The organism is Pseudomonas sp. CFBP2511, assembly GCF_030209255.1.
In the GTDB taxonomy this organism is placed as follows: domain Bacteria; phylum Pseudomonadota; class Gammaproteobacteria; order Pseudomonadales; family Pseudomonadaceae; genus Aquipseudomonas; species Aquipseudomonas avellanae.
This window is the reverse complement of record NZ_JARVSI010000009.1, coordinates 1-25,497: the sequence shown is the minus strand read 5'-3', so window position 1 is coordinate 25,497 and position 25,497 is coordinate 1. Positions and strand designations below refer to the sequence as shown.

25 protein-coding genes, 1 tRNA gene and 1 pseudogene are annotated in these 25,497 nt (G+C 57.5%); 17 read left to right on the top strand and 10 right to left on the bottom strand.

Annotation, left to right across the window (positions count from 1 at the left end):
• Positions 1-6: 6 nt before the first annotated feature.
• The 4 genes from secD to queA form a co-directional block, all read right to left on the bottom strand.
• Positions 7-1,875 (bottom strand): protein translocase subunit SecD, encoded by a 1,869-nt coding sequence (gene secD / locus QRN38_RS07705; RefSeq protein ID WP_005771039.1) that lies wholly within the window; start codon positions 1,873-1,875, stop codon positions 7-9.
• 62 nt (positions 1,876-1,937) lie between these two features.
• Positions 1,938-2,273: a preprotein translocase subunit YajC gene (gene yajC, locus QRN38_RS07700; protein ID WP_002552468.1), complete on the bottom strand. Its 336-nt coding sequence runs from the start codon at positions 2,271-2,273 to the stop codon at positions 1,938-1,940.
• 53 nt (positions 2,274-2,326) lie between these two features.
• Positions 2,327-3,442 carry a tRNA guanosine(34) transglycosylase Tgt gene (gene tgt / locus QRN38_RS07695; RefSeq protein WP_005736309.1) on the bottom strand — a complete coding sequence of 372 codons (1,116 nt, stop codon included), beginning with the start codon at positions 3,440-3,442 and terminating at the stop codon, positions 2,327-2,329.
• A gap of 14 nt (positions 3,443-3,456) precedes the next feature.
• Entirely contained in the window at positions 3,457-4,521 is a 1,065-nt protein-coding gene (queA, locus tag QRN38_RS07690; RefSeq protein ID WP_054090519.1) for a tRNA preQ1(34) S-adenosylmethionine ribosyltransferase-isomerase QueA, read from the bottom strand.
• Positions 4,522-4,638: 117 nt separating this feature from the next.
• Here queA and QRN38_RS07685 point away from each other — a divergent pair.
• From QRN38_RS07685 to QRN38_RS07670, 4 genes are all read left to right on the top strand, one after another.
• A tRNA-Leu gene (locus QRN38_RS07685) sits at positions 4,639-4,723 on the top strand.
• A gap of 168 nt (positions 4,724-4,891) precedes the next feature.
• Complete coding sequence (locus tag QRN38_RS07680) at positions 4,892-5,302, top strand: hypothetical protein (RefSeq protein ID WP_010206511.1); 411 nt, start codon at positions 4,892-4,894, stop codon at positions 5,300-5,302.
• Between the two features lie 465 nt (positions 5,303-5,767).
• Complete coding sequence (locus tag QRN38_RS07675; RefSeq protein WP_007244813.1) at positions 5,768-6,163, top strand: type III secretion system chaperone family protein; 396 nt, start codon at positions 5,768-5,770, stop codon at positions 6,161-6,163.
• 162 nt (positions 6,164-6,325) lie between these two features.
• Complete coding sequence (locus QRN38_RS07670) at positions 6,326-6,973, top strand: AvrPphF family type III effector (protein ID WP_007244814.1); 648 nt, start codon at positions 6,326-6,328, stop codon at positions 6,971-6,973.
• Positions 6,974-7,033: 60 nt separating this feature from the next.
• Here the strand turns inward: QRN38_RS07670 and QRN38_RS07665 are convergent, their stop codons facing one another.
• The gene (locus QRN38_RS07665; RefSeq protein ID WP_054090511.1) at positions 7,034-7,879 is read right to left on the bottom strand and encodes a DUF1460 domain-containing protein; all 846 of its coding nucleotides are present in this window, start codon (positions 7,877-7,879) and stop codon (positions 7,034-7,036) included.
• Positions 7,880-8,199: 320 nt separating this feature from the next.
• Here QRN38_RS07665 and QRN38_RS07660 point away from each other — a divergent pair, with 320 nt between their 5' ends.
• Positions 8,200-8,481, top strand: coding sequence for a hypothetical protein (locus QRN38_RS07660; protein WP_010206509.1), 282 nt, complete (start codon positions 8,200-8,202; stop codon positions 8,479-8,481).
• 261 nt (positions 8,482-8,742) lie between these two features.
• Here the strand turns inward: QRN38_RS07660 and QRN38_RS07655 are convergent, their stop codons facing one another.
• The 5 genes and pseudogenes from QRN38_RS07655 to hrpL form a co-directional block, all read right to left on the bottom strand.
• The gene (locus QRN38_RS07655) at positions 8,743-9,228 is read right to left on the bottom strand and encodes a CesT family type III secretion system chaperone (protein WP_057419086.1); all 486 of its coding nucleotides are present in this window, start codon (positions 9,226-9,228) and stop codon (positions 8,743-8,745) included.
• A 74-nt stretch (positions 9,229-9,302) separates the two neighbouring features.
• The gene (locus QRN38_RS07650) at positions 9,303-10,250 is read right to left on the bottom strand and encodes a hypothetical protein (RefSeq protein WP_057419085.1); all 948 of its coding nucleotides are present in this window, start codon (positions 10,248-10,250) and stop codon (positions 9,303-9,305) included.
• A 123-nt stretch (positions 10,251-10,373) separates the two neighbouring features.
• A pseudogene (gene hopB1, locus QRN38_RS07645) lies at positions 10,374-11,456 on the bottom strand (type III secretion system effector HopB1); the annotation flags it as partial.
• A 77-nt stretch (positions 11,457-11,533) separates the two neighbouring features.
• Positions 11,534-13,876 (bottom strand): type III secretion system helper protein HrpK1, encoded by a 2,343-nt coding sequence (gene hrpK1, locus QRN38_RS07640; protein WP_007244818.1) that lies wholly within the window; start codon positions 13,874-13,876, stop codon positions 11,534-11,536.
• Between the two features lie 86 nt (positions 13,877-13,962).
• The gene (gene hrpL, locus QRN38_RS07635; RefSeq protein WP_007244819.1) at positions 13,963-14,517 is read right to left on the bottom strand and encodes an RNA polymerase sigma factor HrpL; all 555 of its coding nucleotides are present in this window, start codon (positions 14,515-14,517) and stop codon (positions 13,963-13,965) included.
• 243 nt (positions 14,518-14,760) lie between these two features.
• Here hrpL and sctW point away from each other — a divergent pair, with 243 nt between their 5' ends.
• Genes sctW through sctU form a run of 12 tightly spaced genes read left to right on the top strand, consistent with a single transcriptional unit; the run spans position 14,761 to position 25,262 of the window.
• The gene (gene sctW / locus QRN38_RS07630; RefSeq protein ID WP_005615731.1) at positions 14,761-15,867 is read left to right on the top strand and encodes a type III secretion system gatekeeper subunit SctW; all 1,107 of its coding nucleotides are present in this window, start codon (positions 14,761-14,763) and stop codon (positions 15,865-15,867) included.
• The gene (sctV, locus tag QRN38_RS07625; RefSeq protein ID WP_007244820.1) at positions 15,867-17,954 is read left to right on the top strand and encodes a type III secretion system export apparatus subunit SctV; all 2,088 of its coding nucleotides are present in this window, start codon (positions 15,867-15,869) and stop codon (positions 17,952-17,954) included. Before sctW ends, sctV begins: the two co-directional genes overlap by 1 nt.
• Positions 17,955-17,987: 33 nt before the next feature.
• Entirely contained in the window at positions 17,988-18,980 is a 993-nt protein-coding gene (gene sctD / locus QRN38_RS07620) for a type III secretion system inner membrane ring subunit SctD (RefSeq protein WP_007244821.1), read from the top strand.
• Positions 18,977-20,326 carry a type III secretion system ATPase HrcN gene (gene hrcN, locus QRN38_RS07615; RefSeq protein WP_005763862.1) on the top strand — a complete coding sequence of 450 codons (1,350 nt, stop codon included), beginning with the start codon at positions 18,977-18,979 and terminating at the stop codon, positions 20,324-20,326. Before sctD ends, hrcN begins: the two co-directional genes overlap by 4 nt.
• Before the next feature lie 2 nt (positions 20,327-20,328).
• The gene (locus tag QRN38_RS07610; protein ID WP_005736326.1) at positions 20,329-20,775 is read left to right on the top strand and encodes a hypothetical protein; all 447 of its coding nucleotides are present in this window, start codon (positions 20,329-20,331) and stop codon (positions 20,773-20,775) included.
• Between the two features lie 6 nt (positions 20,776-20,781).
• Positions 20,782-21,351 carry a flagellar hook-length control protein FliK gene (locus tag QRN38_RS07605; protein ID WP_007244822.1) on the top strand — a complete coding sequence of 190 codons (570 nt, stop codon included), beginning with the start codon at positions 20,782-20,784 and terminating at the stop codon, positions 21,349-21,351.
• Positions 21,348-22,064: a type III secretion system protein gene (locus tag QRN38_RS07600; RefSeq protein WP_007244823.1), complete on the top strand. Its 717-nt coding sequence runs from the start codon at positions 21,348-21,350 to the stop codon at positions 22,062-22,064. Before QRN38_RS07605 ends, QRN38_RS07600 begins: the two co-directional genes overlap by 4 nt.
• Complete coding sequence (locus QRN38_RS07595) at positions 22,054-22,467, top strand: FliM/FliN family flagellar motor switch protein (protein ID WP_007244824.1); 414 nt, start codon at positions 22,054-22,056, stop codon at positions 22,465-22,467. The genes QRN38_RS07600 and QRN38_RS07595 overlap by 11 nt, the downstream gene beginning before the upstream one ends.
• Positions 22,464-23,117: a type III secretion system export apparatus subunit SctR gene (sctR, locus tag QRN38_RS07590; protein WP_003375709.1), complete on the top strand. Its 654-nt coding sequence runs from the start codon at positions 22,464-22,466 to the stop codon at positions 23,115-23,117. Before QRN38_RS07595 ends, sctR begins: the two co-directional genes overlap by 4 nt.
• Positions 23,118-23,124: 7 nt before the next feature.
• A complete protein-coding gene (gene sctS, locus QRN38_RS07585) occupies positions 23,125-23,391 on the top strand; it encodes a type III secretion system export apparatus subunit SctS (RefSeq protein WP_003375712.1) in 267 nt (88 codons plus the stop codon).
• Positions 23,392-24,186, top strand: coding sequence for a type III secretion system export apparatus subunit SctT (sctT, locus tag QRN38_RS07580; RefSeq protein ID WP_005763879.1), 795 nt, complete (start codon positions 23,392-23,394; stop codon positions 24,184-24,186).
• Positions 24,183-25,262, top strand: coding sequence for a type III secretion system export apparatus subunit SctU (gene sctU, locus QRN38_RS07575; protein WP_003375716.1), 1,080 nt, complete (start codon positions 24,183-24,185; stop codon positions 25,260-25,262). The genes sctT and sctU overlap by 4 nt, the downstream gene beginning before the upstream one ends.
• The last annotated feature ends 235 nt before the right edge of the window (positions 25,263-25,497 follow it).

The following is a 25,497-nucleotide window of genomic DNA, read 5'->3' as shown; positions in this document are numbered from 1 at the left end:
AGCCCCTTAAATCCACAACTTCTTGAAGTCACGACCGCCGTAGATCAGGTTGACCATAGCGCGGGTCACCATGATGGCCGTGAACATCGAGGTAAAGATCCCGAGCGACATGGTCACCGCAAACCCTTTGACCGGGCCGGTGCCCATCGCAAAGAGAATGCCGCCGACCAGCAGCGTCGTCAGGTTGGCGTCGAGGATCGCCGTGTAGGCACGATCGAAACCTTCGTTGATAGCGCGTTGCACCGTCATGCCATTGGCGATCTCTTCACGGATCCGCGAGAAGATCAACACGTTGGCATCCACCGCCATACCCATGGTCAACACGATACCGGCGATACCCGGCAGGGTCAGTGTGGCACCCAGCAAGGACATCAGCGCCAGCAGCATGACCATGTTCAGGGCCAGGGCAACGGTAGCGATCAGACCGAAGAAGCGGTAGATCGCCATGATGAAGATGGATACGAACAGCATGCCCCACAGGGAAGCGTCGATACCCTTGGTGATGTTGTCGGCACCCAGGCTCGGACCGATGGTGCGCTCTTCAGCGAAGTACATCGGCGCGGCCAGACCACCCGCGCGCAACAGCAGCGCCAGCTCGGAAGACTCACCCTGACCATTCAGACCGGTAATCCGGAACTGACTGCCCAGCGGCGACTGGATGGTCGCCAGGCTGATGATTTTCTTTTCTTCCTTGAAGGTCTGCACCGGCACGTCTTTTTCGACGCCGTTGACCATCTGCCTGGTGTAGGTGGTGGTCGGACGTTGCTCGATGAAGATCACCGCCATGCTGCGACCCACATTGCTGCGGGTTGCGCGACTCATCAGTTCGCCACCGTGACCATCAAGGTTGATGTTCACCTGTGGACGGCCATGCTCGTCGAAACTGGCCTTGGCGTCAGTCACCTGGTCGCCGGTGATGATCAGACCACGCTCTACCGCCGCTGCCGGACGTCCGCCCTCGCGGAATTCGAACATCTCGGTAGTGCCCTTCGAATCATCCGGGCCTGCACCCAGACGGAACTCGAGGTTGGCGGTCTTGCCCAGAATACGCTTGGCTTCGGCCGTGTCCTGCACACCCGGCAGCTCGACCACGATGCGGTTGGCACCCTGACGCTGAACCAGCGGCTCGGCAACACCCAACTCGTTGACCCGGTTACGGACGGTGGTCAGGTTCTGCTTGATCGAGTATTCGCGAATTTCGGCCAGTTTGGCCGGGGTCAGCGCCATGCGCAGCACGGGAATACCGTTCAGCTCGGCAGGCGTGATCTCGAAATCGGTGAAGGTCTTGCGCACCAGCGCACGAGCCTGCTCGCGCTCTGCATCATCGGTAAAGCCCAGCTGAATCACATTGCCCAGCTGCGGCAGGCTGCGATAACGCGCCTTTTCCTTGCGCAACAGGGATTTGACTTCGCCTTCGTAGACTTTCAGACGCGCATCGATCGCCTTGTCCATGTCGACTTCCAGCAGGAAGTGCACACCACCGGACAGGTCGAGGCCGAGCTTCATCGGGCTTGCGCCCAGATTGCGCAACCAAGTCGGCGTTGTACGCGCCAGGTTCAGTGCGACTACATAGTCATCACCCAACGCCTTGCGCACGACATCCTTGGCTGGTAACTGATCTTCCTGCTTGCTCAGACGCAACAAACCGCCCTTGCCATTCTCGGCCAGAGAAGAAGCCTTGACCGAGATGCCGGCATCGGTAAGCGCCTTGGCTGCACGATCCACGTCTGCCTGATTGACTTGCAGCGCAGTGCTCGCGCCGCTGATCTGGATGGCAGAATCATCAGGGTAGAGATTGGGTGCGGAATAAATGAAACCGACCACCAGCACCGCCAGGATCAGTACGTATTTCCACAGAGGGTATTTGTTCAGCATCACGCCGCCCGCTTAAAACGCGGGGCGCCTTGCGCGCCCCGTCGATGGGTAAAAGTTGCTACTCAGATCGCTTTCAGGGTGCCTTTAGGCAGAGTGGCCGCGATGGCGCCTTTCTGGATTTTCAGCTCAACAGTGTCGGACACTTCGATTACCACGAAGTCATCGGTCACTTTGTTGATCTTGCCGGCGATACCGCCGCTGGTCACGACTTCGTCGCCTTTCTGCAGGTTGCCCAGCAGGTTTTTCTGCTCTTTGGCGCGCTTGGCCTGTGGACGCCAGATCATCAGATAGAAGATGACCAGAAAGCCGACCAGAAAGATCCACTCGAAACCACTGCCCGCAGGACCGGCAGCCGGTGCAGCAGCATCCGCAAAAGCGGGAGAGATGAAAAAGCTCATTTGTCGCTCCAGTTACATAATTAGTATAAAAAGCAGGAAAAACTCGTTCTGTTTCAACCCAGAGGCGGCGTTGGAAGGCCGCGTTTGGCATAGAAGGCATCGACGAAGGCGGCCAATGTACCCTGTTGAATAGCCTCGCGCAAACCAGCCATGAGCAGCTGGTAGTGCCGCAAATTGTGGATCGTATTGAGCATGCTCCCCAGCATTTCGCCGCACTTGTCCAGGTGATGCAGATAAGCGCGCGAGAAGTTCTTGCAGGTGTAGCAATCGCAGGTCGGATCCAGCGGCGTATTGTCGTGGCGATGGAACGCGTTACGGATTTTCAGCACACCGGTATCGATGAACAGGTGGCCGTTGCGGGCGTTGCGGGTCGGCATGACACAATCGAACATATCAACGCCACGGCGCACACCTTCGACCAGATCTTCGGGCTTGCCTACACCCATCAAGTAACGAGGTTTGTCTGCTGGCATAAGGCCCGGCAGGTAATCCAGCACCTTGATCATCTCGTGCTTGGGCTCGCCCACCGACAGACCGCCAATCGCCAGGCCGTCAAAGCCGATCTCATCCAGGCCTTCTAGCGAACGCTTGCGCAGGTTCTCGTGCATGCCACCCTGAACAATGCCGAACAGCGCGGCAGTGTTTTCGCCGTGCGCGACCTTGGAGCGCTTGGCCCAGCGCAACGACAGTTCCATGGAGACACGCGCTACGTCTTCGTCGGCCGGGTACGGCGTGCATTCGTCGAAAATCATCACAACGTCCGAGCCCAGATCACGCTGGACCTGCATCGACTCTTCCGGGCCCATGAACACCTTGGCGCCATCGACCGGAGAGGCGAAGGTCACGCCCTCCTCCTTGATCTTGCGCATGGCGCCCAGGCTGAACACCTGAAAACCGCCAGAGTCGGTCAGAATCGGCCCTTTCCACTGCATGAAATCGTGCAGGTCGCCGTGGCCTTTGATGACCTCGGTGCCCGGACGCAGCCACAAGTGGAAGGTGTTGCCCAGAATCATCTGCGCACCGGTGGCCTCGATATCACGCGGCAACATGCCCTTGACCGTGCCGTAGGTGCCCACCGGCATGAACGCCGGGGTCTCGACCACGCCACGCGGAAAGGTCAGGCGACCGCGACGGGCCTTGCCGTCGGTGGCCAACAACTCGAAAGACATACGACAGGTGCGACTCATGCGTGATCCTCTGGTGCCGATTCCTGTGGGGCCGTCGGCGCGGGATTGCGGGTGATGAACATGGCATCACCGTAACTGAAGAAGCGGTACCCGTGCTCGATGGCCGCCGCGTAGGCCGCCATGGTTTCGGGATAACCGGCGAACGCCGAAACCAGCATCAGCAGCGTGGATTCGGGCAAATGAAAATTGGTCACCAGGGCATCGACGACATGAAACGGCCGCCCCGGATAGATGAAGATGTCGGTGTCACCACTGAACGGCTTCAACCGGCCATCACGCGCGGCACTCTCCAGCGAACGCACGCTGGTGGTCCCGACCGCAATCACCCGCCCGCCCCGCGCGCGGCACGCCGCCACGGCATCGACCACGTCCTGGCTGACTTCCAGCCACTCACTGTGCATGTGGTGATCTTCGATCTGCTCGACACGCACCGGCTGGAACGTGCCTGCGCCGACGTGCAACGTGACGAAAGCGGTCTCGATGCCCTTGGCGGCAATCGCCTCCAGCAACGGTTGATCGAAATGCAGGCCGGCAGTCGGCGCCGCCACCGCACCGGCGCGCTGGGCGTAAACGGTCTGATAACGCTCGCGGTCCGCACCTTCGTCCGGGCGATCTATATAAGGAGGCAACGGCATGTGCCCGACACGATCCAGCAACGGCAGCACTTCTTCGGCAAAGCGCAGCTCGAACAGCGCGTCATGCCGCGCCACCATCTCGGCTTCGCCGCCGCCATCGATCAGAATCGACGAGCCCGGCTTGGGCGACTTGCTGGCACGCACGTGCGCCAGCACACGATGGCTGTCCAGCACGCGCTCGACCAGAATCTCCAGCTTGCCGCCGGACGCCTTCTGCCCGAACAAACGTGCGGGAATGACACGGGTATTGTTGAACACCATCAAGTCGCCCGAGCGCAAATGCTCGAGCAAATCGGTGAATTGACGATGTGCCAGCGCGCCCGTCGGCCCATCAAGGGTCAACAGACGACTGCTGCGACGCTCGGCCAACGGGTGACGAGCAATCAGGGAATCGGGGAGTTCGAAGGTAAAGTCAGCGACGCGCATGATCGGGTTCGTTTAGCAGGGCCGGGAAGTTTATCCGGTTTGACGGCATTAGTAAAAAACCTGCGTAAATCCCTGTTGACCAACGGAAAACTCATCCTTATACTTCGCCGCCATTGAGCCCTGATGGCGGAATTGGTAGACGCGGCGGATTCAAAATCCGTTTTCGAAAGAAGTGGGAGTTCGATTCTCCCTCGGGGCACCACCATTGAAAAAAGACCTTGAAATTCAAGGTCTTTTTTTTCGTCTGGGGGAAAGTGGTCTGACTGAGACTGCGATCTGCCCCACCTGCCCGGCACTGGCCGCGGAGCGCCCAAGACTGCTTTCCAGCGCAGAGCGTCGGCACCCGGATCACACAACCAAGGATAACGCTGTGAACAAGATCGTCTACGTAAAGGCTTACTTCAAACCCATTGGGGAGGAAGTCTCGGTTAAAGTACCTACAGGCGAAATTAAAAAGGGCTTTTTCGGCGACAAGGAAATCATGAAAAAAGAGACCCAGTGGCAGCAAACCGGGTGGTCTGATTGTCAGATAGACGGTGAGCGGCTATCGAAAGACGTCGAAGACGCAGTGGCGCAACTCAATGCTGACGGTTATGAGATTCAAACGGTATTGCCTATATTGTCTGGGGCTTATGATTATGCGCTCAAATACCGATACGAAATACGTCACAATAGAACTGAACTAAACCCAGGAGACCAGTCCTATGTCTTCGGCTATGGCTACAGCTTCACCGAAGGCGTGACTCTGGTGGCGAAAAAAATTCAGTCGTCTGCAAGCTGAATAATAGTGACCTCGTGCCACGGACTCCGCTCTTCCCCCTGACACGAAAACGCCTGCCTCAACAAGAGGCAAGCGTGCTCACGTGCACAAGACCTGTCCGTATAAGCAAGCGCAAGACGCTCGCCTCCACGAAATAACACGGTAGGTCGCGTTGCTACTATTTAGCGGCAGAGGGCGTGCCGTTGTAGTTGTCGGTGTTGTTGTCGTTATCAAGATCGCGGTCGTTTAGTTGGCATTGCTGAATCCCCACATTCCAGGCGCCTATCTGATGCTCGATGCTGTGCTCCCGACCCTCCCAAGAACCCATTCGCCATGATGCGACCCGATACAAAAATCGAAAAAGTCTAACATTCTCGCATGACGGCTGTGCGATAGCGTGGCATCTCCATCTACTGACTCGATCAAAAATGGAACCTGATACCTCTCGATGACCACCCAGCGTCTTCAGATTCGCTGAGGTGTATGATGAAAAACTCATTTGATCTTCTTGTCGACGGTTTGGCGAAAGACTACAGCATGCCGAGTTTGCCGAACAAGAAACACGACAATGAAGTCTATTGCTTCAAATTCCAGAGTGGGCTCGAAGTAAACATTTATCAGGACGACTGTCGATGGGTGCATTTCGCGGCCACAATCGGACAATTTAACGACGCCAGCAATGACACGCTCAGCCACGCACTTCAATTGAACAATTTCAGTCTTAGAAAGCCCTTCTTCACCTTTGGAATGAACGGAGAAAAGGTCGGCTTACTTCACACACGCATTCCGTTGATTGAAATGAATGCCGTTGAAATGCGCAAGGTATTCGAGGACTTGCTCGATGTAGCAGGCGGCATCAGAGCGACATTCAAGCTCAATTAAAACAAGCAAGTGGACGGCAGCTCGCCAGCACTCTTGAGCATGTGCTCATATCGCGCTTCGCAAAACGGAGCAGCTGCACATCGCCCGACAGGCGTGCTATCGCAATAAAGCCAGACCGGTGCACTCACCGCATACGCTGGCACTTTAGAAAAGGACATTATGATGAGTACCATACCCGGCACCTCGGGCACTCACCCGATTTACAGCTCAATTTCCAGCCCACGAAACATGTCTGGCTCGCCCACACCGAGTCACCGTATTGGCGGGGAAACCCTGACCTCTATTCATCAGCTATCGGTCAGCCAGAGAGAACAGTTTCTGAATACTCATGACCCCATGAGAAAACTCAGGATTAACAACGATACGCCGCTCTACAGAACAACCGAGAAGCGCTTCATACAGGAAGGCAAACTGGCAGGCAATCCAAAGTCCATTGCACGTGTCAACCTGCATGAAGAGCTGCAGCTTAATCCACTCGCGAGTATTTTAGGAGACTTACCTCACGAGGCAAGCGCTTACTTTCCGAAAAGCGCCCGCGCTGCGGATCTGAAAGACCCTTCACTGAATGTAATGACAGGCTCTCGGGCAAAAAATGCTATTCGCGGCTACGCCCATGACGACCATGTGGCGGTCAAGATGCGACTGGGCGACTTTCTTGAAAAAGGCGGCAAGGTGTACGCGGACACTTCATCAGTCATTGACGGCGGAGACGAGGCGAGCGCGCTGATCGTTACACTGCCTAAAGGACAAAAAGTTCCAGTCGAGATTATCCCTACCCCTAACGACAACAGCAATAAAGGCAGAGGCTGAGCATTTTCGCTGTTTACACACGGACTGTGCAGAACGCGCCTATGCCAGCCCCCCGTTAACTCAATTGTCTTTTGCCCTGAAAACAACAATCCCTGGCTTTTCCGATACATAGTCCAGAAAAGGCAAATCCATTACCTTTCTGTTTTCTTTTCGTGAAGATGCATTTCGCAAGACAGGGCCTTTATCCGTCATGATGAAGAAACCGACGTGCGTCACATCCAGCCCGGGAAGCGGGGTGTAAATGCCAATGTAATCACCGGTGCGCAGGTGGCTCACTACCTGGCTGTCGACAAGGCGGCTCGGGATATAAGTCATACTGCGCTCCACCACAGGCAACCCGGGCAGATAGACGTTGCCCTTGCTCCTTTCATTAAGGCGTTTTCTGACACTTACCGCACCGGGGCTTATCTGCGCGGTAATGTCATCCGCCACAGGGTATGCCGTTCCGTAAGCCCAATCCGTGAAAAAGTGCTTGCGATTTGAAAAGCCAACATCACCACCCTTGTAACGAACCTGAACGAGATTCCTCACAAAATCCTGCTGCGATGTTGATCTTCGCAATGCTTCGACGTAATCCAGATAAGCAAAACAATCCAGACCTCTAAAGTCGATGATTAATTGTTCAGGTACATTCGCTGAGCCCACCAACATGTTTGAGCGGTACGGTGTTCCTAAAAACGCTCCTGATACAAGGTCGATCAGTTGACCTCTATCCAGATAGCTTTTGCTAGCCCGAGCTTCCAACACAGCATCAAGTTTTTTTGAGGTGTAGGCATCCAGATCTACTTTAATGGGTGTTTTCATCTCTGCTTGGGCACCCTGAATATCACTTCCCGGCGCCGGCCCCGAAACCCCACACCCTGCCAACATTGCAAGGGCTAAAGCCAATAGGGTCGTCTTTTGCATCTGATTCACCGTAATTCCAAAGCGTCATCGGATCTGATTTTGGCTCGCGATACGCGAGCAGGCTGCTCCACTTCTTCGATATGCCGTACCGGTTAGCTCAGCCACGGCGCACTATTTATCACGTGTCATCGGTTGTGTCATCGGCTGTCGGGTTTTGCAAACGTGGCTGGCTTGCGGCAACACCACGAGAAACGCGAGCAGAATACAGGGCTCTACCCTAAGCAGCTTTGGTGAAGCCATCGGCAGCGTGAGCTCGACTTTTGTGGAACCGGATGCTCTGCAAGGGCCACACATGCATGCAAGGAGCGCAAAGAACCGCAATGGACGCCCTCAACCCTTTTGCATGGCAAGCACTTAATTGCCATTCACAACCGATCAAGGTGCCCAAGATGAAAAAAACCAAACTGCTCAACCGCGCTATCTGCATTGCCTTTTTTCCGCTGGCAGCATTGGCTGGCAACGCCTTCGCGGACTCAGGCTCGGCCTCAGCAGGAACTGGTAGTTCGCAGAGTGCAGCGGATCAGCGTGCAGCCATGGAGGCTGCTGCAGAGGCCGCCAAGCGATGCGGATTCGTTTTCGGACAAGGCCATGTCTGCGATTGAATCAGCTGACTGGCCCGCCATAAAGGCCTGATGCCTTATTCCCCCACCTGGATGACCAGATGGATTACATTGCGATAGGTTTACACCTATCGCAATGTAAACGAACGATCATCAAAGCCTGAGTGACACACAGCGTGCATTCAAGCAGCGATTTTATCTCCGAGGAGCGGCCTTCTTTCAGTGCCAACGCGGCAGATTAAAAATGCTTTCAAAAAGACCTTGATGTTCAAGGTCTTTTTTTCGTACGTCGAAATTCCAGCGCTAGGCCAGAACTTTTCTCAAACCGGCGTTAAGACTGGTTTTGGCCTGTGGTGCTTGAGAAGGCAGCTTCACGTCCTCGCTCTCCTTCAAAGGCAGCGCGAGCCAACCTGTCATTCTCTGGGCTTGCTCGGTAAAACGGTTAAACAACTGGAGCATCGCTGCCTGGTCGAGCATCAAAAAAGCCTGTCGTGTCCACAGGATTATCTTCTGCTGTTCGACTATGGCACCTGTCAAAATGGGCGGATGTTCAAGCCCCAACAGGTTGGTCTGCAGCAATATCCCCAGGGTTTCCGGATCACTGAAACGTTCGGCAGGTATGGGAACAAGGCAGCTAACGGTAAGAAACTCGTCAGGTGACTCTTTCAGTTCAATCGCCAGCCCATCTTCCAGTGTCACCACATAACTGTCGCAGGCCTCCAGACTGTTTACCGGCACAGACAGGAGTTTAAAAACGGGCGACAAAATCTGTTTGAGTCGATTATCCATTATTTCTCCGTGACGCTCGATAAACAGGTCTTTAAAACGTGCATATTACTAGAGCGTTCTGACCGCAGCCCTTATCACTCACCATTTTGCACGCTGAAATCAAGCAGCTCCTCCCATGTCGGCGGCGGCAAATTAACATGAGGGTATGATGCCCTGACAAGGCGTTCGTTTAATTGACGCATGGACAGTGATTGATCTACAACTTGCGGGGTAGACCCGTTGTTATGATAAGAAACACCCAGATTCTGCGAAGCGTGCACTTGCTTATACAGCTTGACGTCCGGGCTGGTGAGCAATGAATGCGTTAACGCGTCGTTGTCGAGTTTGCCACGCAGCGGATCAACCTGAGCATAAGACTCATCTATCTGATGCTGCGAGTATTTGCCGGCATTGAGCAGGTTTTCCCGTACTTCAGGTTTGTACGCAACATCATAGGTACGAACGGTCTGGGGGGTTTGCCCGGCAAGTGCAAAGTCTCGTTGCAGAAGAGCCCGGCCAAACTCAGGCCAGGCATCCGAAATCACTGCGCCTCCGGGCATACGCTCATCTCCAACCGAAACGAACGCGTGCCCTAAATCGTTCGCATGAACAAGCGAGACCCGGTCATGGATACCCGAGACGGAAAGAAGCAGCGCATTGACATTAGCCATCTGATCACAATTACCAGCCTGAACAGATGCCGCTACGAAAGCCTGATGATAATTTGGATTGCTGTAACCCGTGTCCATCCGATTTTCGAATTCGTAGGCGAGAGCCGTGCGTTTATAGGACTCTCCCCGAGAAGATTGTACGTGCCCCTGCTGATTGCCTGAGCCGTAGAGCAATATTTCCCAGGTGTCATCAATGGCTTTATTGGCGGCCTTCAGTGCAGCTATTCGACCGGTCGAGATGTGCACTTGACTGGGCGCATGCGAACGATTGCCGGGCTCAAGCACATTATGCATCTGGACCCGATCGTTGAGGCGCAGCGTTTGCAAATGCGCAAGATTTGCAGCAATGCCCAGGTGAACAGAAGAAGGCATAGCGTTTACCTCTCATAGAGTACTTAACCTGAGTGGCGAGGCCAGATAAGCGAGTTCCTTTGTAGGATGCTGTTTCCAGCAACCTGACAAATTTCATGCATTGCCGCCCGCCTGTTCAAGCGCTCAGACCTTACAGGAAAGCCTCACGTCTGGATTCAGCTTGCCGCCGTAGTCTTTCACATTGATATCGACGGTCGCTCGGGACTTGAGGCCCAGATCATCGATCACCAGACTGCGTACCCCATGCAACTCTGCCAAGCCTGGAACTCCGTCACAGGAAGTGGCGTGCGTTGCCCCGACAAAAGCGACCCACTTACCTTCCGGTTTGCTCAGCCTTATTTTTTCTGCTGCGTAGCAATTCATGGCTTGGGCACGCTTTATCTCAGCCTTCTCCGGGGCCATATAGGTGGACGTTGTATCCAGCGAGACAACGCGCAGCCCGACGTGCTTGGCCGCCTCCACCAGGGTAGTGAAGTTATATTTCGTGTGGAGCTCTTCCGGAGCCTGATAACCCTGACCCTGCAAATCGAGGTAGTTTTTCAACCTGGCAGGCATCGGACTGCCTTTGGGCGCGCTCAGGTAATTATTGAGCACCTTGTCATGTGATTCGGCGCAGAGGTGCTCCATAAAAAGCGTGGTCACGCCACTGGCCTTCAAGCTCTTCATGTTATTGATCAGTTCACGCTTGCTGGACGTTGAATTGTGCCCCTCACCAATAACAAGCCCCGGCGCATCACGTAGCAGCTCGCGCATGACACCGAGACTGTCCTTGCTTTTCACCTTCGTCAACGGCGCCAGTTCAGGTAATTTTTGCGCGTTGAAATCATCAAAATAGCGCGCAGCCCTGGCGATCAGTTTCTTGTCGTTACTGTCAGGTGCCCATAAACCCTTGGACGTCCCCAGACAACTGTCCATTTCAAGGTAATTTAGATTTATATGAAGGTGGTCCCGACCTTCCGAAACAACAACGTCGGCCAGCTTGAGACCTTGAGCCTCAAGGCGCTGTTCAAGGGCGTGCTTGCCTTCTTGCAACAGGATGCTCACAACATTTGCAGACAGTTGGCTGCTTTTCCCCGCTGCTTTTGAGGGTGCCAGCGCATAGGGGTGCGGGCTCTCACACCAGCGCGCGAGCTCGGCAAGATCGCTCGCCTTGAAGTTCGTATCCTGCAATGCTTTGCTTTGAGCTGAAGCCGAGGTCGAGGCCACGATGATTGAATCTCCGCGTACGAAAAATAGTGCCGAGCCCGGGCGTGACGCTGCCCGGGCCCCGACATTTCAGTCAATCAATGCGCCTTCGCAATCCCGAACTGATCAAGCACCGGATCAACGTTATGGTCGAACGCCTTCTGCGCCTTATGCTTTTTCACAGCATCAATGATCATGGAAATACCGAAACCTACCGCCAGGGCGCCATCGATTGCCCAGCCGACCACTGGAATCGCAGCGCCCAGGGCGGCACCTGCGGCAAGGCCGGTGGCTTCACCGGCAACCATGCCGACGGCGCGACCGATCATCTGTCCGCCCAGACGCCCTAGGCCGGCTGAGGCTTCGCGGCCCATCATCTTCGCCCCGGCGTCGATGCCACCTTTAATGGCCTCGGCGCCCATCCTCGTGCTGTCGTAAATGGCCTGGGTTGCGCCAAGCTTGTCGCCATGAGCGATCAGGCTGGACACTGAAGCAAAGCCCACGATCGAGTTGAGCGCCTTGCCGCCGACGCCCGCCTCGGCGAGCTGAGTCAACATGGACGGTCCGCCCTCATCGCTTTTGCCTTCCAGAAGCTTGCGACCTTTTTTGGAGTCTTGCAGCGTACTCAACGTGCTGTTCATGTAGTTTTCATGCTGATTTTCGGTGAAATCAGGGGGCAGCACGCTGTCGTAAATGGCTTTCTGGTTATCGGCGGTTTGCAGAGACTGGCTGGCATCAGACTTTTTCTGGCCGAGCAGCTGCTTCAGTGCACCGCCTTCGCTGAAGTTGGTCACGTAGGACGTGGCAATCTTGTCTTGCAGATCGGGTTTGTTTTCAAGCACCTGATTGGTAGTGGGTACTTTGGAATCGGGGAACAGGTCTTTTTGCAGTTGCAACTGGGCGGACAAACCGCTGATGGCGCCGCTGTAATCGGCATTCGGATTATGTTTGTTGACGGCCTTGTCCGCCTTGTCCATATCAGTCTGCAGCGCCTGACCGCTATTGACGTTTTTCGTCTGCTCGACGACTGCCTTTTGCAGCGAGGCATCACTGCGGACCAGATTGCGCTCCTGCTCGGGAATGCTTTTATTGAGGTACGCTTGTACGTCAGGATCAGCCTGTAGCTGGGAAATCCGGTCGTTCAAACCCTGCTCGGTCTTGTCGGTGTTGCGCAGGCTGCGCCCGGCGATAACGCTTTGCTGGGTCTGCTGCAACTTGACCATGACGGCCGCTTTCTGTGCACCGCTGTAAGACTTGGGTTTGTCGAATACGTCCTTGTCCAGCTTGCTGATATCAATCCCGGCCACCGCATTGAGCGTCGCAGAATCGCTGAGCATGCTGGCGAACTGGCCGCCGTTGGTGGGTGCGCTTTTCTTGATCCACTCACTCAGATTTTTCGCGTCGAACATCTTATCAGGGCTGTGCGCAGCCTTCTTGCGCCCCGACATGCCCGCTTCGTCTACCTGACCCAAAAAGCCTGGTTGCGACCAGGTGCTGCAGGACTGTTTGAGCGCTCCGGACAACCCTGGGTTACTTTGTGCCAACCCCTTCAGGTCTTCGGCGTCGACATTAACGTCAACTTTGGTCTTGTCCGCTGCATCCACTGCATGATGTGGGTCGGCAGCAATCGCCAGTGGCATATTGGCTCGCATCACTGCCGCGCTGCGCACCATTTCCAGTGACTGCGGGTCAGCGTCGGGGTTGTCCTTGGTGTAGTTGGCCAAGTCCTTGTCGGCACTGTCTGCGGCCTTTTCCATATTTTTTGCGAAGGTCTTGAGATCTTTGTTAGTGATCTTGCCATCTGCGTTGCCACCACCCTGAGCAACGTCCACGGCGGTCTTCAGCGCCGGGTTGGCGTTGATGAAATCCATGGCCTTGCCGGCATCGGGGCCATCATCACGCGCCATCCATGCCGCTGCAATCGGGCGATTGAGCTCTTTCGCCGCCTGCTCGCGCTCTTCGGGCGGCAGATGGGCAACCATCGGTTCCCAACGTTTCAGAGCTTCTGGCGAGGAGTATTCAGAATTGTCGAGAAAGGCTGCGTCTGCGGCTTTTGGGGCGTTGGAAGCGTCGGTTGCATCTGTGTTCGTGGGAGCTGCGACCTGTTCAACCGGAGCGGCCGGGGCAGTCGCTTCAGTCGGTGCAGCCTCGGCAGGAGAATCTGCGCAGGGTTGCGGCTGGACCTGATTATTCACATTGGCATTGGCAGCTGCCCCGCCACTGCCCTGGAGCAAAAGAGCCAGGATAGACGACGCGGTCTGCTCGGCTCCTGTCGGCGCGCCTTGCGTGTTGCCGGCCGGCTGACCGAACTGCACGCCGGCTTGCCCACCGCCACCCGCAGGTGTCGGCAAGGCTTTGGCAAGAGGCGACTCAACAGCCAGAGCCAGTTCGCCAGGAGTGGGTTGGTTCACGATAACGAAGGGAGAACTGGATATACGCATGGTGAGTTGCCATCCGAGAGTGAGCGATGGCAACTGTGTGGTTGAAGGTGCAAGTTGGTTCCAGAAAAAATGATCGAGATCGCCATTCAGGCGAACGGGTCGATTTGCTGCTTGAGCTGAACCCGCGCGCGGGACAGGCGTGAGCGAACGGTGCCAATCGGCACGCCGAGGCTATTCGCTGTTTCCTGATAATTGCCGTCCATCTCCAGCGACACTTCCAGCACTCTTTGCATGTTCGACGGCAGGCAATCAATGGCCTGAATGACTCGCGCCAGTTGCCGATGCCCGTCTACCTGATGACTGACATCACCGTGCCCTTCCAGCTCGGAATGCACTTCGTCTTCCCAGCTTTCCTGATACGGCTGACGATACATTTTGCGGAAGTGATTGCGGATCAGGTTCAGCGCGATGCCACACAGCCAGGTCTGCGGTTTGCTGGCGTGCTGAAACTTGTGCTCGTTGCGCAGGGCTTCAAGAAACACGCACTGGAGAATGTCATCCACATCATCAGGGTTCATCACCCGCTTTTGGATAAACGCCCTGAGCATCTGAATCTGATCGGCCGTCATTTGGCGAATACCGGCGGACGAAGATGGCTGACGGGGCTGGGTTGAGTCGAGGATCACAATCTTCTGAAACATGGGCTTACCCTGATTTAGTGGTGTACAAGCCCTATAGCGATAACCATGCCAGCTTAAAAATAGAAATAAGTTATTGATTTATAAAGATATTTTAAAATGTGAAATTCTTTGTAATACAAAACTTTGCGCAAACCGTTTTTTGCCACAACAGCTTTTGGCACAAAAACATCGGTCAGCTTCGCAAGGGAACTGATCCGGGACCGTGACCCACTCAGCGGACATGACCCGGCTTAGAACTGCCCTATGAAAATCGTCGCTCCGCCTATCATGCGAATACTTCCGGTCGCGCCGACCCGCGTCGTGACGCCTGCTGCGCAGCCACTTCCCAATGCTGATCTGCACAATTCAGGGACTTCGCCACAACAGGTTTCGCGCTTCGCGGCCGCGCTCATCCAGCACAGACGCATCCTCATTCAGCGCGACCTGATCGCCAGCAACAATGCCTTGCAGTCGCGAGCGGTGAAGCTCGGTGAGCTTTATCAACTGCTGATGACCGATCAGGACACCGGGCTGGATAACGCGGCCAGGGTATTGCGCAAAAAGCTCATGCAGGACGACTCGTCCTCAGATCTGAAGCAGGTTCTGGATTACACCGACGGTGATGCCGCCAAGGCTCATGTGGTGTTGCAAGCCGCCAGAAAACAAGCCGAAGCCGACGGTGAGATGGGCGAGCATGTGGTCCTGACACAGCAGCTCAAACAGCTGCGTCGCAAGTACGGTCCACGTGCTCGCGCCGGGATCAACAGCGCCAAGGCGTTCGCGCGGCCAAATATCGATAACAAGCGTCGAGTCGCCCTGCGCAACCTCTATAGCGTGGCGGTTTCCGGCCAGCCAAACATTACCGGCCTGATCGAAGCATTGCTCGGCGAGCAGCAAGAAGCCGGGCAATTCAACATTGACCTGCGCGATATGCGCACCGCGATCGCCGACGACCTGTCCGCGATGACGCCGTCAGCTTCTCACGAGCAACTGCGCACACTGATGCACGGCCTCAACACGGCACGCCACGTGACCACGCTGCTGAAAGGTTGCGAGCACCTGCTGGGCCGTATGCGCAACAAGAACCCCGACCTGACGGTCGACCCGCCAGCCTTTCTCAAGCACTTGCTGACCCTGACGGCCAATGGAATGAATGTGAACCAGACCCTGCAACTGACTCAACACATTGGTGGCAAGCAGCTCAAGCACCAATTGGCGTTCCTCAACGGGTTGCGCCCCATGCTGCTGCAACTGCCGATCCTGCTCTGGCGCGACATGAAAAGCCGCCAGACCGCACTGAGCAACCTGCTCATCCTGATGGCTGAACTCACCACTCAGGAACAAAAGCAGCTCTACGGGGGGCTCGTCTGATGAATCAGATCATCAACTTTCTGAACATGGTCGCCTTGTCGGCCATGCGTCGCTCAGAGGTGGTCGGCGCGTTCTTCGTGATTGCCATCGTATTCATGATGATCACGCCACTGCCCACCGGGCTGGTCGACGTTCTGATCGCGGTGAACATCTGTATTTCCTGCCTGCTGATCATGCTGGCGATGCACCTGCCAAGGCCGCTGGCGTTTTCAACCTTCCCTGCGGTGCTGCTGCTGACCACCATGTTCCGTCTGGCGTTGTCGATCTCGACCACGCGGCTGATTCTGCTCAACCAGGACGCCGGACACATCGTCGAAGCCTTCGGCCAGTTCGTCGTGGGCGGCAACCTGGCAGTAGGCCTGGTGATCTTCCTGATCCTGACGGTGGTCAACTTTCTGGTGATCACCAAGGGCTCGGAACGGGTTGCAGAAGTGGGCGCCCGATTCACGCTGGACGCCATGCCCGGCAAACAGATGTCCATCGACAGTGACTTGCGGGCCAACCTGATTTCGGTCTACGAAGCACGTAACCGCCGCTCGGAACTGAACAAGGAAAGCCAACTGTTCGGTGCGATGGACGGGGCAATGAAGTTCGTCAACGGCGACGCCATTGCCAGCCTGATCATCGTTGCCATCAACATGATCGGTGGTATTTCCATCGGCGTGGTGCAGCACGGCATGACCGCCGGCGACGCCTTGCAGCTCTATACCGTACTGACCATCGGTGACGGCCTGATCGCGCAGATTCCGGCGCTGCTGATCTCTGTTACCTGCGGCATGATCATCACCCGCGTACCCAACACCGAAGCAGGCGTTGAAGCCAACATCGGTCGCGAAATCGCCGAGCAGATCACCAGCCAGCCCAAGGCCTGGATCATTGCCGCAGTGGCGATGCTCGGCTTCGCGGCGTTGCCGGGGATGCCGACCGGCGTGTTTATCACCATTGCGATCATTTGCGGTGCCGGCGGCATGCTGCAACTGCAACGGGCCAAACCCAAGGCAGAAGAACAAGGCGCCGTTGCGGTAGCGCCGGAGATGAATGGCAAGGAAGACTTGCGCACGTTCTCCCCCAGCCGTCAGTTTGTCCTGCAGTTTCACCCTGGCCAGAACAGCGCGCTGGTCGATGCGCTGGTCAGTGAGATCCGTCAACGACGCAACCGGCTGGTAGTGCAGTTCGGCCTGACGCTGCCCTCCTTCATCATCGAGTACGTGGATCATCTGCAGCCAGACGAATTTCGTTTCACGGTCTACGACGTGCCGATGCTCAAGGCGACCTTTACCCAGACACACGTGGCAGTGGATGTCCGCCAGTTCAACGGTGAGGACGTGCCCGCCGCCATCTCCGGCACCACGGATCGCCAGGAAGATCAGTGGGTCTGGCTACCGGCCGAGCAAGGCGGCGAGCTGGCCACTGTCAGTTCCATGACCCTCATCACCGAACGCATGGAGCGCGCGCTGCAATCCTGTGGCCCGCAGTTCATCGGCTTGCAGGAAACCAAAGCCATTCTCGGCTGGCTGGAATCGGAACAGCCTGAGCTTGCTCAGGAAATGCAGCGGGTGCTGACCCTCACGCGGTTCTCGGCGGTGTTGCAGCGACTGGCCTCCGAGTGCGTGCCATTGCGGGCGATCCGGGTGATTGCCGAAACACTGATCGAGCATTGCCAGCACGAGCGCGACACCAACGTGCTGACCGACTATGTGCGTATCGCCCTCAAGTCCCAGATTTACCACCAGTACTGCGGTGCCGATGGCTTGCAGGTGTGGTTGCTGACACCGGAAAGCGAAGGCTTGCTGCGTGACGGTCTGCGCCAGACACAGACAGAAACGTTCTTTGCCCTGAGCAACGACATCAGCCAGATGCTTGTGCAGCAGCTGCATATCGCCTTTCCGTTGCGCGCGCCTGAACAGGCGGTGCTGCTGGTTGCACAGGATCTGCGCAGCCCGCTGCGCACCTTGTTGCGAGAAGAGTTCTATCACGTTCCCGTACTGTCTTTTGCGGAAATCAGCAACGCAGCCAAGGTCAGGGTCATGGGTCGCTTCGACCTTGAAGATGACCTCGAACCGATGGACAACGAGCATGCCGCTTGAGCCTGTCAGGTTTGAGCATACGGAGATGGTCAGATGTTTGAATTACGCGTACTGAACGGCCAGCACCAGGGCGCAGCACTGCCCCTGATCGGCGAGCAGTGGTCGATCGGCTCTGCTCAACAGCAGGACCTGGCGCTGGACGATTCTGGCGTGGAAAGCCTGCATTGCCGCCTTCAACGCCTGGACGACAGCTGGACCCTCAACGCTGAAGAGGGCGCGGTGTGCGATGAAGAGGGCCATTCACAGGCCAGCGTGGACCTGACGCTCAACACCGCGTTCATGCTCGGTTCAGTGTGGTTGTGCGTCTCGCCAGCCGGCGATGAGTGGCCGTCGGTTCCGGCCGTTATCCCCAAGCAGCCGCAGGCTGAGGCCGAACCTGCACGTCACGAAGCGCCGCTGGAAAAGGTCAAGTCGCGCTCGCAATTTCTCAACCGCACCACCGGGATAATCGCCGGCTTGCTGGTAGGCGTGATCGGCAGCGCCTGGAGCCTGACACGCCCGGCAGCCATCGTGCTCGACCAAGGCCCGGCGCACATCGCCTCAGCCATGACAACCGCGCCCGGCATGCCGAGCGCTGCGCCCAAAACATCGCAACCTGCAGCGAAACCCGCCGGCCCGGCGACTGACAAGCGCGTTCGCCTGGCCAGCATGGAAGCTGTGCGGCATCAGCTCACTACCATGCTCAGCGACCGCATGCTGACTGACGTCAGCGTGGCCGAAACGCCAGAGGGATTGATGCTCAATGGGCATCTCAAGGAAGAGTCGCTGGTGGTCTATCAGCGCATGCTGCAGCGTTTCAAGGACCGTTATGACTCACCCGTGACGGTGCTTGATAACGTCGCCAGCGCGCGCAATACCCTGCCGTTTGTTGTCGTGCAGATCATGACCGGGCCGCATGCGCATCTGGTGACCGCCGACGGTCGCCGCATGTATGTGGGCGATGAAAAAGACGGCCTGCGCCTGACCAAAATCGACGATCAGCGTTTGCAGTTCGATGGCGACCGACACATTGAGGTGACCTGGTGAACGCCGCACTGAACCAGTGGAAAGACACCCACGCAGCGCGCTTGAGCCAGTACTCCGCCGTGCGCGTCAGTGGCCGGGTGAGCGCGGTGCGCGGGATTTTGCTGGAGTGCAAGATACCGGCAGCCAAGGTCGGCGATCTGTGCGAAGTGAGCAAAGCCGACGGCAGTTTTCTGCTGGCTGAAATCGTTGGCTTCACCCAGGAATGCACGCTGCTCAGCGCCCTCGGTGCGCCGGACGGCATTCAGGTCGGTGCGCCGATCCGCCCGCTCGGCATCGCCCATCGAATAGGCGTGGACGACACGTTGCTGGGCTGCGTGCTGGACGGTTTCGGACGGCCGCTGCTCGGTGATTGCCTGGGGGCCTTTGCCGGGCCGGATGATCGCCGCGACACGCTGCCGGTGATTGCCGACGCCTTGCCGCCAACCCAGCGGCCGCGTATCACCCGGTCTTTGCCTACCGGCATACGGGCCATCGACAGCGCCATTCTGCTCGGTGAAGGCCAGCGGGTCGGGCTGTTCGCCGGTGCCGGTTGCGGCAAGACCACGCTGATGGCCGAACTGGCCCGCAACATGGACTGCGACGTCATCGTCTTCGGGCTGATCGGTGAGCGGGGCCGCGAACTGCGCGAGTTTCTCGACCATGAACTGGACGAAACCCTGCGCGCTCGCTCGGTACTGGTTTGTGCCACGTCCGATCGATCCAGTATGGAACGCGCCCGCGCCGCTTTCACGGCAACCGCCATCGCCGAAGCCTTTCGCGCGCGGGGCCAGAAGGTCTTGCTGCTGCTCGACTCCCTGACCCGATTTGCCCGTGCGCAACGGGAAATCGGCATTGCATCGGGCGAACCGCTGGGCCGCGGCGGTCTGCCACCTTCGGTGTACACCTTGCTGCCACGGCTGGTGGAGCGTGCCGGGATGAGCGAAAACGGTTCGATCACCGCGCTCTACACCGTACTGATCGAGCAGGACTCGATGAACGACCCCGTGGCCGATGAAGTACGCTCGTTGCTCGACGGCCATATCGTGCTGTCGCGCAAGCTGGCCGAGCGCGGCCACTACCCCGCTATCGACGTGTCCGCCAGCATCAGCCGGATCCTCAGCAACGTCACCGGTCGCGATCACCAGCGCGCCAACAATCGTCTGCGCCAGTTGCTGGCGGCCTACAAGCAAGTGGAAATGCTCTTGCGCCTGGGTGAATACCAGGCCGGCGCCGACCCGGTGACCGATTGCGCGGTGCAACTGAACGACGCGATCAATGCGTTTCTGCGCCAGGACCTGCGTGAGCCGGTGCCCCTGCAGGAAACCCTCGACGGGTTGCTGCGCATCACCTCGCAACTGCCGGAGTAATCATGGACGAAACACTCGAGGAAGACCCGCAACGGGAGGCTCTGGAACAGGTGATCAGCCTGCTGACGCCGCTGCGCCAGCATCGTCAGGCAAGTGCCGAGCGAGCACATCGCCAGGCGCAGGTGGAACTGAAATCGATGCTCGACCACTTATCAGAGACCCGGGCGTCACTGGACCAGGAACGTGACAACCACAAGCGACGTCGCGAGAGCCTGTCGCAGGACCATCTGCAAAAAACCATCAGCCTGAACGATGTCGACCGATGGCATGAGAAAGAAAAAAACATGCTCGACCGCCTGGCCTTTATCCGCCAGGACGTGCAGCAACAGCAATTGCGGGTAGCCGAACAGCAGACGTTGCTTGAACAGAAACGTCTGCAAGCCAAAGCGTCTCAGCGCGCGGTCGAGAAACTCGCCTGCATGGAGGAGACGCTCAACGAAGAAGGTTAAGTGACGATGACCGCACCGATCAAAACCCCGGCCAAAGCGCCACCAGCACCCCAGCGCCCTGCGCCTGTCGAGCGGCCAGCCACAACTCTCAGTGAAAAACCATTCGGTGAAAAACGCCTTGCATCCGGTGGCCTGGGCCGTGGCGATGTACAGACCAGCCGTTCGGTACTGAGCAAGTCGCTGCAAGACACCCCGATGAGTGCCGACGGCATGTTCTTTTCGCAACTGCTGGTGCCGCCCGTAAGTGCCGAACCTGGTCAGCAAGGCTTTGGCGGGGGCGGTATAGCCTTTCCGGTACGCGCAGAACAAGTGCCGACCCAACTGATCGACGAGCTGGCGCAGCGCCTGCCGGATCAGCCTGACGGCCCCCTCAGTTTCACCCTGCTGATGCCCAGCCTGGGCAGCGTTCGGGTCAATGCCAACAAAACCGAAAACCGCTGGAGCGTGCAGCTGGGCTTTGCCCGCCGCGATGTACTCAAGCGTCTGAGTGCCCATACGGGCGCATGCCGCGACTCGCTGTCACAAGCGCTTGGGCAGGACGTTGAGCTGGACATGCATGAAGACCTTTCAGCATGAGCGCCTTGTGCCTGCGTAAGGTCGACCCGCTGCTGGCTAAGGTCTCGCGTGAGCTGGGCGCCGGTCAATGCCTGAGCTTCAGCGCCAAGGGCCAACAGGCAGAGCTGACCTTGCTGCCGCTGATCGCCGCTGACGAGACACCTGCCAAGGGCGTCTGGTTGAACACCGCCGTCGGGGCGCTGTGCCTGAGCGATGCCGAAGCACTGCTGAGCCTGCTGGGCGATATCCCCCTGACGCTGGGCGGCGAACAGCAAGCCTGGTACTGGCAGTTTTTCAATCAACGCCTGAGCCCGACCATTGCCGATCTGCTGGCCCCGGTCGAGCCGCTGCCCCAGGCGTGTGCAGAGCTTACTGTCGGCTGCCGGATTCAGGTCCGGCTGGCCGATCAACAGGTCCATGCCCACCTGCACGCAACGCCCGAGACGCTGCTCACGCTGCTGCGTTCCGCCCCTTGGCAAGCACGGTTGAAACCTCTCGACGAGCGCTGGTCGATCACCACGCCGCTGATTCTTGGCGAGCTATCGCTGACGCTTGAACAACTCGCTTCGCTGCGTCCTGGCGATGTGTTGCTGCCCGCCAACTGCAAGTTCGACAGCGCCGGACAGGGCTTTCTGACCCTGGCAGGACGGCAATGGGCAGCCCAGACCGACAGTCAGGACCAGCATCTTTTATTGCGGCTCAGCCACGAGGAGCACAGCCACCATGAGTACTGAAGATCTGTATCAGGATGATGTCGAAAGTCTCGAAGACTATGACGATGAAACGGCTGAGCAGGAGCACGAGCACGAGCACGAACAACAGTGGGCCGAGCCGGACGACGAGTCCGACTATGCAGAGGCCGAACCGGATGACGACGAGCAAGAGGAGCAAGAAGAGCAACAAGCACCCTCTGGCCTCGACTCTCTGGCACTGGACCTGACGCTGCGTTGCGGTGAATTGCGTTTGACGCTCGCCGAGTTGCGGCGGCTGGACGCCGGGACCATCCTCGAAGTGGGCGGCGTTGCGCCAGGTTATGCCACCTTGTGCCACGGCGAGCGCGTGGTGGCTGAAGGCGAACTGGTTGATGTCGATGGCCGGCTTGGCTTGCAGATTACCCGGCTGGCGGCCCAGCCATGATCATGGAAGGAGCGAACCCGCTCCTGCTGGCCCTGTTTCTCGGGGCCATGTCGCTGATCCCTTTTTTGCTGATCGTATGCACCGCGTTTCTCAAGATTGCCATGACCCTGTTGATCACCCGCAATGCCATCGGCGTGCAGCAGGTGCCACCAAACATGGCGCTGTACGGCATCGCTCTGGCGGCGACCATGTTCGTCATGGCCCCGGTGGCCCATGAAATGCAGCAGCGTGTGCATGACCATCCACTGGAACTGGGCAATACCGAAAAACTGCAAGCCAGCGCCAGAACCGTCATCGAACCGCTGCAACGGTTTATGACGCGTAACACCGACCCGGATGTCGTCGCTCACCTGCTCGACAACACCCAGCGCATGTGGCCCAAGGAAATGGCAGACCAGGCGAGCAAGAACGACTTGCTGCTGGCGATCCCGGCGTTCGTCCTGTCGGAGCTGCAAGCCGGTTTCGAGATCGGTTTTCTGATCTACATCCCGTTCATCGTTATCGACCTGATTGTCTCCAACCTGCTGCTGGCGCTGGGCATGCAGATGGTCTCGCCCATGACGCTGTCGCTGCCACTCAAGTTGCTGCTGTTTGTCATGGTGTCGGGCTGGTCGCGTCTGCTCGACAGCCTCTTCTATTCGTATATGTGAGGCGGTCATGGAAGCGTTGGCGTTGTTCAAGCAAGGCATGTTTCTGGTGGTGATCCTGACCGCTCCGCCACTGGGCGTTGCGGTGCTGGTGGGGGTGATCACCTCGCTGTTGCAGGCACTCATGCAGATTCAGGATCAGACCCTGCCGTTCGGTATCAAACTGGCGGCAGTGGGTATGACGCTGGCCATGACCGGTCGCTGGATCGGAGTCGAACTGATCCAGTTCATCAACATGGCTTTCGATCTTATCGCCCGCTCTGGAGTCGTCCACTAGATGCCTCTGGACGCGCAGAATTTCTTCGATCTCATCCTCGGCATGGGCCTGGCAATGGCGCGTCTGGTGCCGTGCATGCTGCTGGTGCCGGCCTTTTGTTTCAAATACCTGAAAGGCCCACTGCGCTATGCCGTAGTGGCGGTGGTAGCGATGATCCCTGCGCCCGGCATCAGCCGCGCACTGACCTCACTCAATGACGACTGGTTTGCCATCGGCGGCCTGCTGCTCAAGGAAGTCGTGCTGGGCACGCTGCTGGGGATGCTGCTGTATGCGCCCTTCTGGATGTTCGCCTCGGTGGGCGCTCTGCTCGACAGCCAGCGCGGTGCACTCAGCGGCGGCCAGATAAACCCGTCGCTGGGGCCTGACGCTACGCCGCTGGGCGAGCTGTTTCAGGAAACCCTGGTCATGCTGGTGCTCATTTCAGGCGGTTTGTCTCTGATTACCCAGGTCATCTGGGACAGTTACATGGTCTGGCCGCCCACTTCGTGGTTGCCAGGCATGACCGCGGAAGGCCTGGACGTGTTTCTCGGTCAGTTGAACCAGACCCTGCAACACATGATGCTGTATGCCGCGCCCTTCATCGCGTTGCTGCTGTTGATCGAGGCCGCGCTGGCGATCATCGGGCTGTACGCGCAACAGCTGAACGTCTCGATTCTGGCCATGCCGGCCAAAAGCATGGCGGGTATTGCTTTTCTGCTGGTCTACCTGCCGACCTTGCTGGAACTGGGCACTGGTGAACTGTCGAAGCTGGCTGATCTCAAGTCGATACTGGGCTTTGTGGTGCAGGTGCCGTGAGCGAAAAAACAGAAAAAGCCACGCCCAAACAGATCCGCGACGCGCGGGAAAAGGGCCAGGTCGGACAAAGCCAGGACCTCGGCAAGCTGCTGGTTCTTCTGGCTGTCAGTGAGGTCACGCTGGGCCTGGCCAATGAAAGCGTGAATCGCCTGCAGGCTTTGCTGGCGCTGACCTTCAAGGGTATTGAACGGCCTTTCATGTCGGCAGTCGAGCTGATCGCCAGCGAAGGGTTGTCCGTGGTACTGAGCTTTACCTTGTGCAGCGTGGGTCTGGCGATGCTCATGCGCTTGATCAGCAGTTGGGTGCAGATCGGCTTTCTCTTCGCGCCCAAGGCGTTGAAGCTCGATATCAAAAAGATCGACCCCTTTTCCCACGCCAAACAGATGTTTTCCGGGCAGAACATCCTCAATCTGTTGCTGAGCATTCTCAAGGCCGTGGCGATCGGAGCGACCTTGTATACCCAGGTCAAGCCGGCATTGGGCACTCTGATCCTGTTGGCCAACAGCGATCTGGCCACTTATCTGCATGCGCTGATCGAGCTGTTTCAACACGTGCTCAGGGTTATTCTGGGGTTGCTGCTGGTCATCGCCCTGATCGACTTTGCCATGCAGAAGTATTTCCATGCCAAGAAGCTGCGCATGAGCCACGAGGACATCAAGAAGGAATACAAACAGTCCGAGGGCGACCCGCACGTCAAGGGCCATCGCCGCCAACTGGCCCATGAAATTCTCAATCAGGAGCCAAGCGCTGCGCCGAAACCGGTGGAAGAAGCCGACATGCTGCTGGTCAACCCGACTCACTATGCGGTGGCGCTTTACTACCGGCCTGGCGAGACGCCATTGCCGATGATTCACTGCAAGGGCGAGGACGAAGATGCCCTGGCGCTGATCGCACAGGCAAAGAAAGCGGGCATTCCGGTCGTGCAAAGCATCTGGCTGGCGCGCACGCTGTACAAGGTCAACGTCGGAAAATACATCCCCCGCCCTACCCTGCTGGCCGTCGGCCACATCTACAAAGTGGTCCGCCAGCTGGAAGAGATCACTGACGAAGTGATTCGTATCGACGACGACATGTGAACAACCTCCACTCTTGTTCGCTCCCGCGTCCGACCTTGAATGCGCGGTGCTGTGCAGATCTGTGACGCGGAGCGTCACGCAAGGCATTCCACTGGAGCTTGAGGAACGATAATCCCAACTATCGTGCGACGCTCTATGTCCGGTCTTGAGTATCGCGATGCTGCGCAGATCTGTGACGCAGAGCGTCACGCAAGGCATTCCACTGGAGCTTGAGGAACGATAATCCCAACTATCG